At 62.3% G+C, this 13177-nt stretch carries 13 protein-coding genes and 1 tRNA gene; 5 read left to right on the forward strand and 9 right to left on the reverse strand.

Going from position 1 to position 13177, the window contains the following annotated elements; translation table 11 throughout:
* Positions 1–247 precede the first annotated feature (247 nt).
* Both trxA and AAF555_01205 read right to left on the reverse strand, forming a co-directional pair.
* Complete coding sequence (gene trxA, locus AAF555_01200) at positions 248–577, reverse strand: thioredoxin (GenBank protein MEM6910173.1); 330 nt, start codon at positions 575–577, stop codon at positions 248–250.
* A 242-nt stretch (positions 578–819) separates the two neighbouring features.
* Positions 820–1368, reverse strand: a complete 549-nt coding sequence (locus tag AAF555_01205) for a hypothetical protein (protein MEM6910174.1) — start codon at positions 1366–1368, stop codon at positions 820–822.
* A 147-nt stretch (positions 1369–1515) separates the two neighbouring features.
* Between AAF555_01205 and AAF555_01210 the strand changes: the two genes are divergently transcribed.
* Positions 1516–2652: a M20/M25/M40 family metallo-hydrolase gene (locus tag AAF555_01210; GenBank protein ID MEM6910175.1), complete on the forward strand. Its 1137-nt coding sequence runs from the start codon at positions 1516–1518 to the stop codon at positions 2650–2652.
* Positions 2652–2948 (forward strand): hypothetical protein, encoded by a 297-nt coding sequence (locus AAF555_01215; GenBank protein ID MEM6910176.1) that lies wholly within the window; start codon positions 2652–2654, stop codon positions 2946–2948. The genes AAF555_01210 and AAF555_01215 overlap by 1 nt, the downstream gene beginning before the upstream one ends.
* Before the next feature lie 10 nt (positions 2949–2958).
* Here AAF555_01215 and AAF555_01220 read toward each other — a convergent pair whose 3' ends face one another.
* Entirely contained in the window at positions 2959–3951 is a 993-nt protein-coding gene (locus AAF555_01220) for an N-acetylmuramoyl-L-alanine amidase (GenBank protein MEM6910177.1), read from the reverse strand.
* 49 nt (positions 3952–4000) lie between these two features.
* On the opposite strand from AAF555_01220, the gene AAF555_01225 reads away from it, so the two are divergent.
* Both AAF555_01225 and AAF555_01230 read left to right on the forward strand, forming a co-directional pair.
* Positions 4001–6769, forward strand: a complete 2769-nt coding sequence (locus tag AAF555_01225) for a valine--tRNA ligase (GenBank protein MEM6910178.1) — start codon at positions 4001–4003, stop codon at positions 6767–6769.
* A gap of 22 nt (positions 6770–6791) precedes the next feature.
* Positions 6792–7802: a hypothetical protein gene (locus AAF555_01230; GenBank protein MEM6910179.1), complete on the forward strand. Its 1011-nt coding sequence runs from the start codon at positions 6792–6794 to the stop codon at positions 7800–7802.
* A 19-nt stretch (positions 7803–7821) separates the two neighbouring features.
* Here AAF555_01230 and dtd read toward each other — a convergent pair whose 3' ends face one another.
* From dtd to AAF555_01245, 3 genes are all read right to left on the reverse strand, one after another.
* Complete coding sequence (gene dtd, locus AAF555_01235) at positions 7822–8274, reverse strand: D-aminoacyl-tRNA deacylase (GenBank protein ID MEM6910180.1); 453 nt, start codon at positions 8272–8274, stop codon at positions 7822–7824.
* Between the two features lie 11 nt (positions 8275–8285).
* Positions 8286–8359, reverse strand: a tRNA-Cys gene (locus AAF555_01240).
* A gap of 72 nt (positions 8360–8431) precedes the next feature.
* Positions 8432–9157, reverse strand: coding sequence for a hypothetical protein (locus tag AAF555_01245; protein MEM6910181.1), 726 nt, complete (start codon positions 9155–9157; stop codon positions 8432–8434).
* 93 nt (positions 9158–9250) lie between these two features.
* Between AAF555_01245 and hemL the strand changes: the two genes are divergently transcribed.
* Complete coding sequence (gene hemL / locus AAF555_01250; protein MEM6910182.1) at positions 9251–10549, forward strand: glutamate-1-semialdehyde 2,1-aminomutase; 1299 nt, start codon at positions 9251–9253, stop codon at positions 10547–10549.
* Between the two features lie 105 nt (positions 10550–10654).
* Here hemL and AAF555_01255 read toward each other — a convergent pair whose 3' ends face one another.
* From AAF555_01255 to nadC, 3 genes are all read right to left on the reverse strand, one after another.
* Positions 10655–11392: a HAMP domain-containing sensor histidine kinase gene (locus tag AAF555_01255; GenBank protein MEM6910183.1), complete on the reverse strand. Its 738-nt coding sequence runs from the start codon at positions 11390–11392 to the stop codon at positions 10655–10657.
* Positions 11393–11512: 120 nt separating this feature from the next.
* Positions 11513–12289, reverse strand: coding sequence for a biotin--[acetyl-CoA-carboxylase] ligase (locus tag AAF555_01260; protein ID MEM6910184.1), 777 nt, complete (start codon positions 12287–12289; stop codon positions 11513–11515).
* Positions 12286–13128, reverse strand: coding sequence for a carboxylating nicotinate-nucleotide diphosphorylase (nadC, locus tag AAF555_01265; protein MEM6910185.1), 843 nt, complete (start codon positions 13126–13128; stop codon positions 12286–12288). The genes AAF555_01260 and nadC overlap by 4 nt, the downstream gene beginning before the upstream one ends.
* Positions 13129–13177: the final 49 nt, after the last annotated feature.

Raw genomic sequence — 13177 nt, forward strand, 5'->3', positions numbered from 1 at the left:
GGGGAAGGAAGAGCCGGTGTCTTTCGAGCCAGCGCTGCGTTGCTCCTCGGTTACGGTGCCTGCACCGCGCCCTCGTCGCGCCTTGGTCTGGCCCGAAATCCACTCGGCCATTCTACCAGCCAATTCTGCAGCTTGGTATAACCCGCCCGAGAAGCAGAACGGCCCATCTCCCGAAGTGCGGGATGGGCCGGGAGAGGGCTTTCTGAGACGGTTGGGTAGGCCTTGGTCCGAGGCAGCGGCTCGATGCTTAGACCAGCGCGTCGAGTCGCTTGGTGATTTCTTCCTTGGGGACGACACCGGTGATTTGGTCTTTGACCTCACCGCCCTTGAAAAAAAGGAGCATGGGGATGGAGCGCACGCTGTATTCGGCGGCCAGTTCGCGGTTGTCGTCCACGTTCAGTTTCACCACTTTGACGGTGTCTTTTTTTTCTTCGGCGATTTCGTCAAGCACGGGGGAGAGCATGCGGCAGGGTCCGCACCACTCGGCCCAGAAATCGACGACCACTGGAAGCGAAGCTTCTTTCACTTCGCTGGCGAAATTTTCCTGGGTGGCGGTGACGGTGAGTTCGGTAGACATGTGGGTGAGTTACGTTGGGTTGGCAAAAGAAACGCCCGGTGGAACCCGGGCGGTTTCAGATTTGTGGGAGACGGAGAGGTCTGGTCTTATTCCCACCAACGGTTTGGAGCAACTTCTGAGGAACTTACCCGAGGGAAGTCCAGAGCTGGATGGCCAAAACGGCGATGGCGAGGATGAGGAGAATTGCTGGAAGAGCCATGGGGAGGGGGAAGTAAGAAGTAGGAATGAAGAAGGAAGAGGTTTCAACTGCCTGCGGCCAGATAATTGACGACTTCGAGGCCGAGAACGGCGGCCGAGAGGCAAAAGACGATGACCGCCGCCACCAGGTAGGCGGCGCCTTCGGTTTCTTCTTCGTCCTCCTCGTCCGCGAAGCTGGCGGTGGCGGCCGCGGCGGCGGGCGCTTTGCCGAGGGGCTGGGTTTGGTCAAGCCGTTTGGTGGCCTGAGGAAGGGGGGCACCGGGCTGGGCCGGGGCGGCCGCTCCGGTCTTGAGGGCTACGGTGCGGGGGGCGCCGGCTCCCGCGGCCGGCTTGCGCAAGGGGATGGTCGGTGCTCCGCCAACTTTGGGAGGCCCGGCCACCGGCTTCGGCGCGGCGGGTGCGGGGGGAGGGCTCGGGGGGACGACGCCCGTGTCCTTGCTCAGCGGGGTGGGTGCCGGAGGAGGAGTGGGGGCGCTGGGGGGGGCGGGAGCGGAAGGCGTTTGGTTCGCTTTCAGGGTGATGCGAACCGTTTCTTTTTTCAGCGGAACGGAGGAAGTCTGTTCGCTGGGTGGATTTTTGTCCTGATCACTCATGGGGAAGGGGGCTGGGGCGGGGAAGGAATTTCCACGACCTCGGCCGGTAGTGTAGGGCGCTGCTCTTCGTCGTGTCAATGGGAGAATCGAGAGGCGATGGATTCGATTGGCCCTGGCCTCCCGGGCCGTTCGCGATAGGCTCGGTCCATGGAATCCTCCTTCCCCGGCGACTGCGTCCGCCTCCTGCAAGAGTTGGTCCGAATCCCGAGCGTCAATCCCGAGGATCACCCGGGGACGGAGCGGACGGGAGAAGAGGCTCTGGCCCAACAACTTGCGCTTTGGTTGGGCGCTTGGGAGGTGGAGTGGCGGGTGGAAGAGGTGCTGCCAGGGCGCCCCAATTTCTTAGCCCGGTTTCCGACGGCCCGCCCTCCCCGCCAGCGAGTGGCGCTCGCTCCCCATCTGGACACGGTCGGGGTGGGGGGCATGACGGTGCCGCCTTTTGCGGGGGAGCTGCGGGACGGCAAGGTTTGGGGGCGAGGGGCGAGCGATACCAAGGGTTGCCTGGCGGCCATGCTGTGGGCGCTTTTTTTGGAGAAGGAGGGGCTGCGTAAGAAGTCGACGGAGGTTTGGTTGACCGCTTTCATGGGGGAGGAGAGCCGGCAGCCGGGCTCCCGCGATTTCGCCAAGCGCTACCCGGACTTCGATTTTGCGCTGGTGGGTGAGCCGACCGAGTGCCAGGTAGTGCGGCGTCATTTGGGCTGTTTCTGGGGGGCGATTTCCTTTACCGGTCGCGCGGCGCACGCCTCCGAGCCTTCCCGCGGAGTCAATGCCATCCTGAAAGCGGCTGAGGGCGCGCTTCGCTTGGAGAGGGAGTTCGGTCCGAGCCTGGCCCGCTTTGCCGATCCTGTTTTGGGTCGACCTCGCTTGAACGTGGCGCTGATCGAGGGCGGGAAGCGACCCAACATTGTGCCGGATCGCTGCGAGCTGGTCATCGATCTCCGAACCACGCCCGCGCTTCATCGCGAGGGCGCCGAGCGCCTGCTTCGCGAGTGGATGGAGTCGGTGGGAATCGACTTCGAGCGGATCGAGGAGCGCACCTTGGCCCCTCCTTTGGCGGTGGAGGATTCGAATCCCTGGGTGGAAACGCTGGCAGGTTTGGGGGCTGAGCTGACGCACGCTCCTTGGTTCTGCGATGCGGCCCATTTGGCGGAGGCCGGGATTCCCAGCGTGGCGGCTGGGCCGGGCTCGATCGCCCAAGCGCATACCGTGGACGAGTTTTTGGCGGTAGAGGATTTGGAGGCGGGCGTAGTCTTCTATCGACGCTTTCTCCAAGCGCTCGATTGATGAAAGACGAGGAGCTGCCCCAGACCTTTCACTGCCCGGCCTGTGGTCGGGAGGTGCCGATCGGGCCACAAGGTTGCCCACATTGTTCCAGTCCGAGGAAGTCCCGCTCTCGGAAAGGTTGGCAGCAGCCCAGCTCCCTGGATGGCTTGAATCTGCCGCAGGAGGATTTCGATTACGAAGACTTCGTCCGCCGGGAGTTCGGTGAGGGGAAGAAGCCCAGCCTGGGCCTTCATCCGGTTTGGCTTTGGACGGGGCTGATTCTGTTGGGGATTTGGATCTTTTGGAGTCTTCGCTAGGTGCCGGGCTTCAGCGTGAGGTGATGGCGGCGCGAAAGTTGAGGACCCCTTGGGCGATGGCCGCGGCCAGTTGCGCGCGGTAGGCGCTGGTGTGGACTTTTTTGGCTTCGGCTTGGTTGGTCAGAAACCCGGCTTCGAAGAGGATGCCGGGGATTTCGACATTGCGGATGACCGAGAAGCGGGCGCGCTTGATCCCGCGGTCTTCGGCCTGGGTCCGGCGGGTGGCCTGGCTGTGGATGGCGGTGGCGAGGGCGATGTTTTCGGAGTCGCGCTGGTTGCCTTTGTGTTTTTTGAGGTCGAGCCGCCCGGTGTTGGTGGAGGAGGCGCCCTGGGGCGCGAGCGCAAAGGTTTCAATCCCGCGGGCCGCTTTCCGGCTGGAGGCATTGTGGTGGATGCTTAGGAAGATGGCGTTGTCCTGTTGGTTGGCATATTCGGCGCGCCCTTCGAGGTCGATGAAGATGTCTTTGGTTCGGGTGTAGAGGACTTTGAAGCCGAGCCGTTGCAGTTCTTTTCCCACCGCCAGGGAGAGGCTGAGGTTGTAGTCTTTTTCCAAGCCGTAGTAGCCGATGGCGCCTTTGTCTTTTCCGCCGTGGCCGGGGTCGATGATGACGGTGTTGAAGGGGGTGGCCGTGCGGATGAGATTGGGCCGTAAGACGGGGTTGATGAGCTTGAGGAGGTCGAGCTTCGAGAGGAGAACCTTCCCTTGGTGGAGTTGGAGGGCGTCGTTCAGGATGAAGCGGACGCCATTGATGTAGAGGTCTTTGGATTCGAGTTGGCCCTGGATGAGAATCGACTGGGAGCGAAAGACCACTTCCTGGCCCGCGAGGCCGTATTTGGGGAAGCCGTAGAAGCGGGCCACGTTTTTGCCGCTCACGAACTCGCGCTTGTCTTTTTGGATGATCTTCCACTCGAAGTCCTGGGCCTGGCTCGGGGGGAGGACCGAGAGGAGGGCCAGAGCGATGGCCAGGGGCAGGCCGAGCTGGGGGGAAGACAGGCGAGACATCGCGAGGCGGAGTGGGACGGAAACCTTGTCAGCGAAATTCATTTCCGCAATGCCGCTTGCCGCCCCGCCCAAGGAGCGCTCCTCGGGGGAACGCCTGCTTTACAAAAAGGGGGCACGCGGCAAGTATCCGCGCATGTCGGAACTGTCGAAGGCCTACGCGCCCGTCGAGGTGGAGCGGAAGTGGTATGCGCGCTGGTTGGAGGCGGGTTGTTTCCGGGGGGAGGAGTCGGCCGAGGAGGAAGGCTTTTCCATCGTGATCCCCCCGCCGAATGTGACGGGCATTCTCCACATGGGGCATGTGCTCAACAACACCATCCAGGATATCTTGGCCCGCCGGGCGCGGCAGGAGGGCAAGGCGGTCTTGTGGCTGCCGGGGACCGACCACGCCGGCATCGCCACCCAGACGCGGGTCGAGAAGGAGCTCCGTAAGACGGAGAAGGTGACCCGCCGGGACTTGGGGCGAGAGAAGTTTCTCGAGCGAGTCTGGGCTTGGAAGGAGGAGTATGGCGGCATCATCATCCAGCAGCTCAAGCGCCTGGGCTGCTCTTGTGATTGGGAGCGGGAGCGCTTCACCATGGACGAGGACTACAGCCGGTGGGTGGCCAAGGTCTTCACCGATCTCTTTGAGCAAGGGCTGATTTACCGGGGGAAGCGGATGGTGAATTGGTGCCCGGTCTCGCTGACGGCGCTTTCCGATGAGGAGGTGATCATGAAGCCGCAGCGCTCCCAGCTCTACACCATGAAGTATGAGGTGGTGGGACAGCCGGGCCGGTTCCTGGAAATCGCAACCACTCGGCCGGAGACCCTCATGGGGGATGTGGCGGTGGCGGTTCATCCAGAGGACGAGCGCTACGCTTCGCTCATCGGCCAGAAGGTGCGGCGGCCTTTTCCGGCGGCCGAGATCCCCGTCATCGGCGACGAGTATGTGGACCAGGAGTTCGGCACGGGCGCGCTCAAGATCACCCCGGCGCACGATCCGGCCGACTTTGACATTGGCACTCGGCACGATTTGGAGATCATCGATGTCTTGCACCCGGACGGAAAGATCCATTGTCCTGAGGTGCCGGAGCTGGATGGCTTGGACCGCTTTGCGGCCCGCAAAAAGGCGGCCGAGATGCTGGAGGAGCGGGACGCTCTCCTGCGGGTGGAGGAATATGACAACAATGTGGGGTTTTCAGAGCGGGCCGATGTGCCGATTGAGCCTCGGCTCTCCATGCAGTGGTTCTTAAGATATCCCTGCGTGGAGGAGTCGGCCGAGGCGGTGGCCAGCGGAGCGATCGCCTTTCGCCCGGCCCGGTGGGCGAAAACCTTTGCCCACTGGATGGAGAACATTCAGGACTGGTGCATCAGCCGTCAGCTTTGGTGGGGGCATCAGATCCCGGTTTGGTATCGGGCGGACCAGGCGGCCGCGCTGCGGGAGGCGGAGTCGCTCGATCTCAAGGATTTGGAAGCCGGGGTCATTCATGTGGGCATCGACCCTCCCGAGAACGAGGGCGAGTGGGTCCGGGATGAAGATGTGCTCGATACTTGGTTTAGCTCTTGGCTGTGGCCCTTTGCCACCATGGCGAGGGTCGACCAGGAGAACGAGACCTTGAAGAAGTTTTACCCCACGAGCGATCTGGTGACGGGTCCGGACATTCTCTTTTTCTGGGTCGCCCGCATGATTATGGCGGGCTTTCGCTTTCGGGGAGAGAAGCCCTTCGCCAATGTGTTTTTCACCTCGCTCATCCGCGACCAAAAAGGTCGCAAATTGAGCAAGAGCCTCGGCAATAGCCCCGATCCACTTTTGTTGATGGAGGAGTATGGTTCGGATGGGTTGCGCTTTGGGCTGATGCGGATCGCCCCGGTCGGGACGGATGTCCGCTACGATGAGAAGCAGATCGAGGAGGGCCGGAACTTTGCCAACAAGCTTTGGAATGCTTGCCGGTATCGCCAAATGCAAGGGGACGGACTGATGGCGGACCGTTTGGATGCAGCTCTCTGCCCGATCTACGGGCTGGATGTCCTCGCGAAATTGGACGCCATGGAGCAGGCGGTGGCCGCCGCCTACCAGGAATATCGCTTCAATGAGATCGCGGCCCAGCTCTATGAGTTTTTCTGGAGTGAGTTCTGTGACTGGTATCTGGAATCGATCAAGGAGGACTTGCGAGGGGCCGGGGAAGCGGCTCGTCGGGAACAGGCTTTGGCCGTGATCGACACCGTCTTGCCGCGCTTTCTCATGCAACTGCACCCGTTCATGCCCCACGTGACGGAAGAATTATGGCTTTTGCTTGGTTTCGGTCAGGAGGGCGAGTTTCTGATGCGGCGTTGCCTGCCTCAGAAGGAGAAGGCGGCGGCGGCGCTGGGAGAAAGGGGGGCGCAAGCGCGGGTCGCCAAAATCTATGGAGCCGTGCGGCAGGCCCGCCATCTCAAGGCGGAGTACCATTTGGCCAGCAATCGGGAGGTGCGGTTTGTCCTCAAGACGGAGGAGGATTGGATCGCGGGGGAGTCGGCGGTTCTGGCCTCGCTCGCCCAGTCTCAGGCGGTGGTGGTCGACCCGACCTACCAAGCGGAGCGAGGAACGCCGGTCGCGGTCACCGATTTGGGAGAGCTTTTTCTTCCCTTGGAGGGGCTCGTGGATCTGGAAGCGGAGCGGGAACGGCTCTCCAAGGAACTCAAGAAAACCGAGATCGAGGTCAAGAAGTGCCAGGGCAAACTGGGCAATGCCAGCTTCGTGGACCGAGCGCCGGCCGAGGTGGTGGAGCAAGAGCGCGCCCGGTTGGCGGATTGGGAGGACAAGCGCCAGCGCTTGCAGGAACAGCTGGCCTCGTTAGGCTAGGCGCTCCCAGCCTTCCCCCACTTTGCCCCCCGACCCCCATTCGCTTTCCGAATCCGAACGCCAGCTTTTGGCGCGCGCTGGTCTGGAGAGGGATTCGTCTTGGGAGGAGAAGTCGGCTGAAGAGCTGGAGGCCCTTTTGCAAAACGCCCTCCAGGAAGGAGAGGAGCTGCCTAGTCGCGAGAAGATTGATTCCTGGCGGGAGGAGGTTTCTGCTGAGTCCCAGGAAGCGAGCGGGGCGGCTCCAGCTGAGCCGAGGCCCGAGGAGGATGAGGAACTGCTCGAGGTTTTGCGACATGCGCCCAGGGCGCAATTCATCGCCTTGGCGGAGGAGTCCCCCCTGGAGCTGGAGAAGATTTCTGAGGTGATTTACCTCGATCATCTCGATGAGGACCGGGAGGTCTTCGTGGAGCGGGAGGTGGTGGATTTCGATATCTCCAGCTTTGAGCGCGGCCAGCGAGCCTCCGAGAGCCACTTGCCTTTCAATCGAAAGGATGAACGGGCGGTGGGCTTGGATCTTTCCCGGGTCAAGCGCATGGACGAGGTGCAAAAAGAGAGTGCGCCCCTGCCGGCCCTCGAGCACCGCGGACCGGTCCCCGGCAAGGCGGAGTCGGCCCCCATCGCTGCCAAGCACAAGATCGAAAGCGAGAGCGAGTCAGAAAAGCGCATCCGGGGCGTGGCGCTCTTGCATCCCATGAAGGTCTGGTTTGGGGGGGTCTTCACGTTGGCGAGCCAGGTCCTCTTGGTGGCCGCCCTAGCGCTCACGCCGATGCTCTTTCAAGGCCCGGAGTGGGGCTGGACCGTTTGGGTTTCGGCCGCCTTGTTTCTCTGCGCGCTGCTGTATCTGATTTTGGCGGTCCCGGTTAAGTGTCGGGTTTGTCGCCAGCCTTTGTATGTGCCCAAGAGGATTCCAAAAGATCGCCAAGCGGCCAAGTTGCCCTTGATGGGCTACGTGGGTGGTTTGGCCGTTCATTCGGTTTTCACTCTCCGATGCCGCTGTCCCTACTGCGGGACGATTCTGAGTTTGAAGGACTGATTTCTTTTCCAGCTTGGGATCATTCCCTGGCTTTGGAGTCGATCCAGATGGTGACGGGGCCGTCATTGACCAGAGAGACCTCCATGGCTGCCCCGAATTGGCCGGAGGCGGGGGCTCGCCCTGTTTCCTTCTCCCAAGTTTTCAGAAATTGGTGATAGAGGGGAAGGGCTTGCGCCGGAGCGGCCGCGCGGAGGAAGGAGGGGCGATGGCCCTTTTTGGTGCTGGCGTGGAGGGTGAATTGGCTCACGATGAGAGCCTGTCCTTGGACTTCGTGGAGTGAGGCATTCATTTTGCCTTGCGCGTCGGCGAAGAGCCGCATGCGAGCGGCTTTCCTGACGAGCCATTCGATGTCTTCTTCGGTGTCGGCCTCTTCGATTCCCAGGAGGAGGAGCAGACCTTGGGAGATTTGCCCGATGAGCCGTCCGTCGACCTCGACCTTGGCCTGAGAGACCCGCTGAAGTAGCACACGCATGGGTGGGAAGGTGGAGGCGAGGGCGGGAATCGAACCCGCGATAGAGCTTTTGCAGAGCCCGGCCTTACCACTTGGCTACCTCGCCGCTCCCCCGAGAGGGCCACGAAACTATCGGCCTGGGCGTTTCTGTCAAGATGGCTTCCTGCGGGCCTGGCCGCTAGGGGCGGAAGGGAAACTCCACTGGGAGGGGGACGATTTTGAGCTGCCCCCGGTCCTTGGTGTCTTCGCTTTCCTCCTGGATTTCCGCGGCGGCCCCGTTTTCGAAGGCCACGGAAAGGAACCCAGTTTCCACCTTGTCGTAGCCAATGACCTGACGGTAAGCGGCGCCGGTGTAGGGGTCGGTCACGTAGCCGTAGACCGGGATTTTTTCGTAGGTGATCCATTCCAGGCGCTCGGAGCGACCCTGGGCGTCGAGCGTGCTGGCTCGGCGGGTGGGGCTGCCGAGCGCTTCCATACATTCGGCGGGCGTCATCCCGAGCGCCACTTCCTGATTGGCGATGAGTTCACGGACCAGCTTGCGTCGTTCGGCCAGCTTGGCCAGGTTTTGCACGTCTTCCGCGCTCAAGCCGCTGGCGGTTTTTTGCCCGATCCATCCGGCCACTTGTCCATGAGTGGCTTGCCCGCGGATGCGGAAGCCGAATTGGTCGAAGGCCAGGAGTTCGACTTCTTGCGGGGCTTCGAGCGTGCCGAGACGTCGCTGCGCTTTGCGGGTGTAAAAGATGGGGGCTGGCTCATCCAGGGTCAGCTTGACGCTTTCTCCCTCGGGAAGGAATTCCTCTAAGAGGATGACTTCTTCATCCCGCAGGAGGCGACTTTCCCCCCACACGAGCGCGGGCAGGGATAGCCAAAGCAGGGCGAGGGCGAGAAATCCAATCTTGTTCATGAGTGGGGTCTGGGTAGAGGGTGGCCTTTCTAGGACGGAAGGGCTTGCGAAACCATTCGTCCCTTTCCCGAACGTAACGGTTTTCGTTTCTTGATGCAATCATCCAACACGGCCGGCCCGCTCTCCCAGAAACTCTACCAGCATGCCGAGAGGGTCATTCCTGGAGGAGTCAATTCGCCGGTCCGGGCGTTTCGCAACGTCGATGGCACGCCCTTTTTCGTGCAGCGGGCCAAGGGGCCTCTGCTTTGGGACGTGGATGGGCGCGAGCTGATCGATTACGTCGGCACTTGGGGGCCGGCCATCCTGGGGCATGCCCCTTTGCCGGTCATCGAGGCCGTCCACCAGGCGGCCAAGGACGGAGTCAGCTTTGGCATTCCTCATCCGGCCGAGGTGGAGATGGCGCGCTTGATTTGCGATTGGGTTCCCAGCGTGGAGAAGGTCCGGCTGGTCAACAGTGGCACCGAGGCCACCATGTCCGCCATCCGCTTGGCGCGGGGCTTCACGGGGCGGGAGCGCATTCTGAAGTTCGAGGGCTGCTACCACGGCCATGTCGATTCGCTGCTGGTTTCGGCGGGAAGCGGGGCCTTGACCTTTGGGAAGCCCGACAGCGCCGGGGTGCCGCGGTCTTTCGCGGAACTCACGCTGACGGTTCCTTTCAATGAGCCCGGGGCGGTCGAGCAGGTCTTTCAGGAGTGGGGCCCGGAAATCGCGGCCATCATCGTGGAGCCTTTCCCAGCCAATGCCGGACTCATCCCGCCGCGAGAGGGCTTTCTCGAGTTTCTTCGCGAGATCACCCGCCGCTATGACTCGCTTCTGATTTTCGACGAGGTCATGACCGGCTTCCGCGTGGCAAAGGGGGGGGTGCAAGAACGAATGGGCCTGAGGCCCGATTTGACGGCCCTGGGCAAGGTCATCGGCGGCGGCTTGCCGGTGGGGGCTTTGGGGGGTCGCGCCGAGATCATGAATCACTTGGCGCCCGATGGTCCCGTCTACCAGGCGGGCACGCTTTCGGGCAATCCTTTGGCAGTGGCGGCTGGGCTGGCCCAATTGCGCGAGTTGGACCGACGCCATGCCTACCAGCGCTTGGAGGAGCTGGGGGCGATGCTGGAGGAGGCGGTCCGCTCAGGCTTGGCGGCCGCGGGACGCTCTTACACCTTCCATCGACTTGGCTCCATGTTCTGTCTCTTTTTCACCGAAGAGCCGGTCCTGAATTTGGAATCAGCCCAGAAAGCCGACCAGGCCGCCTTCCAAAAGTTCTTCAAGTCGTGTTTGGAGAAGGGAGTCTACTTTGCCCCCTCTCCTTTTGAAACCGGCTTCATTTCGCTGGCCCACGGGGACATGGAGATGACCAAGACGGCGGAAGTGGTGAGAGAGGCCTTGGCTCAGTTGTAGCCGGTCTTTTGGAGGACGTTTTGGCGGGTTGGGGAGAGGCGGGTCGAGCCGGAAACGGTCCGCAATCCACTCGGCCATTCTACCAGCCAATTCTGCAGCTTAGTATTAGGCCACGGGCACGCTCATCCAGAGGGTGGTCATTTGCTCGTCGCTTTTGATGCGGATGCGGGCGCCGAGTTGGGTCAAGAGCATGGCGGCGATGGTCAGGCCGAGGCCGAAGTGGGTGCTGTCTTTGCTGCTGAAGAAGGGGGTGAAGATGATTTCCAACTTTTCCTTGGGAATGAGTTCACCGGTGTTGCGGATGATGATGTCGACCCAGCCCTGGCCGCCTGGTCCGCCCTGCGCCGGTCCGACCACGTCGAGAGCGGCTTCGCCATCGGGCCCGGCCGCTTCGGCCGCGTTTCGCATGGTTTCAAGGAGGGCGTCTTTCAGCCGGGAGGGATCGGTCTGGATGTCGGGGAGGCCCTCCGAGACATTGACCTGCACGTGGATGCCGGCTTGTTCAAACGGGAAGATGAGGTCGGCGCGCATGCCTGCCACGTAGTCGGCCGTTTTCACGATTTGCGGCTGGACCCGCGTGCAGCCCCCCGCCGAGAGGATGCGTTCGCCCAGGCTGGCGGCCGAGGTGGAGGCGGTTTTGATGTGATCGAGGTTCTCTACCAGAGAGGGGTCCAGATGGTCGGTCATTTTCATGAGGCTGGAGAAGCCGTCGATGACCGCGATTTGGTTGTTCAGCTTGTGGGTCGTGCCTCGGAGAAGCTTGTTGTAGAAATCACGGTTGGAGGCGTCTCCTTCGAGGTCGAAGAGCTGGATTTCCTTGTATTCTTCCGGGGATCCAATCATGGCGGAGTGGGGGTCAGGCCCGCTTGAAGTAGAGGGCGTTCGGCCAGCTTGCCAAGGGAAACCTTCGGGCTCCCTCTCTCACTCTGAGGGTGGGGGCCAACGAGATGGGGCAGCTTGCTTTCAAAAATAAGTGGAAGGCAGAGGGCGGACTTCGTGGGCTTGGAGGATCGGGTGCAGGGTGCCGTTTTCCTCCAAGAGCAGTTCGCCCTGGGGGCCCAGGCCGCGAACGAGGCCCCGGCGAGGGCCGCTGCTGGTCTGGAGTTCCACGAGTCGATCCAGTAAGCAGCTCTGCGCGCTGGCGGTGGCCAGGATGGTCTGGGCCGGGCGGTCCAGCCATTGGAAAAGGTGGTGCAAGAGCTGCCCGGCCAGCCATTCGCGGGGATGGGTTTCCTGGGCGAGCGTGGGCGCTTCCCGGAGAACGGAGGTGGCGCTCTCGCGAAGTTCTTCTGGGAAGTCTTCTTTCTGGGAAAGGACATTGAGCCCGATGCCGATCACGACGAGGCCGGATTGCAGGTCCGATTCTAAGAGGATGCCGGCGATTTTGCGGTCTTCCACCAGCACGTCGTTCGGCCATTTGAGGCAGGCTTGGATGCGGGTTTCTTGGCGCAGGAGTTCGGCCACCGCCACCCCGACAGCTTGCGTCAAGAGGCTCCAGCTTTCCGCGGAGGTGGGGGGCGCCAGCGCGAGGGAAAAGAGCAGGCTGTGACCGGCCGGGGAGAACCAACGGTTTCCGCGACGACCGCGACCGGCGCTTTGGTGATCGGCAAAGAGAGCCAGCGGAGGTCCCTGCCACTCGGCCCGGGCCTGCCGATTGGTGGAATCGGTTTGCGAGACGCAGCGGAGGCGGAGGTCCGGGGGGAGTGAGTCCGCGAAGGCTCGGATGAGGTCAGGGCTCACAGGGGATGGAGTTCCAAGCTGAGGTCCAGCGCGCGGGCCGAATGAGTGAGCGCACCGATCGAGATGAAGTCGACGCCGGTTTCCGCCTTGGCTCGGAGTGTCTCTTCGGTGATGCCGCCACTGGCCTCCAGTTTGACGCGCCCTTGGGTGAGTTGGACGGCTTGGCGGAGGGTGTCGGGTTCCATGTTGTCAAGCAGGATGACGTCCACTCCCTCCAGCTGAAGAAACCGCTCCAATTGTTCCAAGGTATCGACCTCCAGCTCGATCGGGATCCCGGGATGGCGTTCCCGCAGTCGGTGAATGCCTTGCTGCAAGTCCCCGTCCTGAGAGAGAAAGACCAGATGATTGTCTTTCACCATGACCCCATCGTAGAGACCCATACGATGATTGATTCCGCCGCCGGCCACCACGGCTGCCTTTTCCAGGAGGCGCCAGCCGGGAGTGGTTTTGCGGGTGTCCAAAAGCTGGACCGGGAGGCCGGCCACGAGCTGGCGATAGCGTCGGGTGAGACTGGCGATGCCGGAGAGACGTTGCAGGAAGTTGAGCGCGGTCCGCTCGGCCGTCAGGAGGGGGGCGGTCCGGCCCTCGGCCGCCAAGACGATTTGACCGGGCCGGAGAGAGGTGCCGTCTTCGGCTTTTTCGGCGATTTCCAACTCGGGTTCGAGACGTCGCAAAACGGCCAAGGCCACTTCCATGCCGGCCAGCACGCCTGTTCCCCGCGAAACAATTCGGCAGCCCGAGCGCGCCTCCTGCGGGACGAAGGCTTCCGTGGTGAGATCGCCATTGCCAAGGTCCTCGGCGAGGGCGAGGTCGAGGAGTCGTTCCACGGCGGCGTCCATGAGCGCGTCATCCTTCCTGTCGCTTGAAATCGCTGCAACCGCCTTTTTC

This window comes from Verrucomicrobiota bacterium, from assembly GCA_039027815.1.
Lineage (GTDB): Bacteria > Verrucomicrobiota > Verrucomicrobiia > Verrucomicrobiales > JBCCJK01 > JBCCJK01.

Coding starts and splice junctions, on each gene's coding strand:
- trxA (MEM6910173.1), bottom strand. CDS start 577: ATGTCTACCGAACTCACCGTCACCGCCACCCAGGAAAATTTCGCCAGC.
- AAF555_01205 (MEM6910174.1), bottom strand. CDS start 1,368: ATGAGTGATCAGGACAAAAATCCACCCAGCGAACAGACTTCCTCCGTT.
- AAF555_01210 (MEM6910175.1), top strand. CDS start 1,516: ATGGAATCCTCCTTCCCCGGCGACTGCGTCCGCCTCCTGCAAGAGTTG.
- AAF555_01215 (MEM6910176.1), top strand. CDS start 2,652: ATGAAAGACGAGGAGCTGCCCCAGACCTTTCACTGCCCGGCCTGTGGT.
- AAF555_01220 (MEM6910177.1), bottom strand. CDS start 3,951: ATGTCTCGCCTGTCTTCCCCCCAGCTCGGCCTGCCCCTGGCCATCGCT.
- AAF555_01225 (MEM6910178.1), top strand. CDS start 4,001: ATGCCGCTTGCCGCCCCGCCCAAGGAGCGCTCCTCGGGGGAACGCCTG.
- dtd (MEM6910180.1), bottom strand. CDS start 8,274: ATGCGTGTGCTACTTCAGCGGGTCTCTCAGGCCAAGGTCGAGGTCGAC.
- AAF555_01245 (MEM6910181.1), bottom strand. CDS start 9,157: ATGAACAAGATTGGATTTCTCGCCCTCGCCCTGCTTTGGCTATCCCTG.
- hemL (MEM6910182.1), top strand. CDS start 9,251: ATGCAATCATCCAACACGGCCGGCCCGCTCTCCCAGAAACTCTACCAG.
- AAF555_01255 (MEM6910183.1), bottom strand. CDS start 11,392: ATGATTGGATCCCCGGAAGAATACAAGGAAATCCAGCTCTTCGACCTC.
- nadC (MEM6910185.1), bottom strand. CDS start 13,128: ATGGACGCCGCCGTGGAACGACTCCTCGACCTCGCCCTCGCCGAGGAC.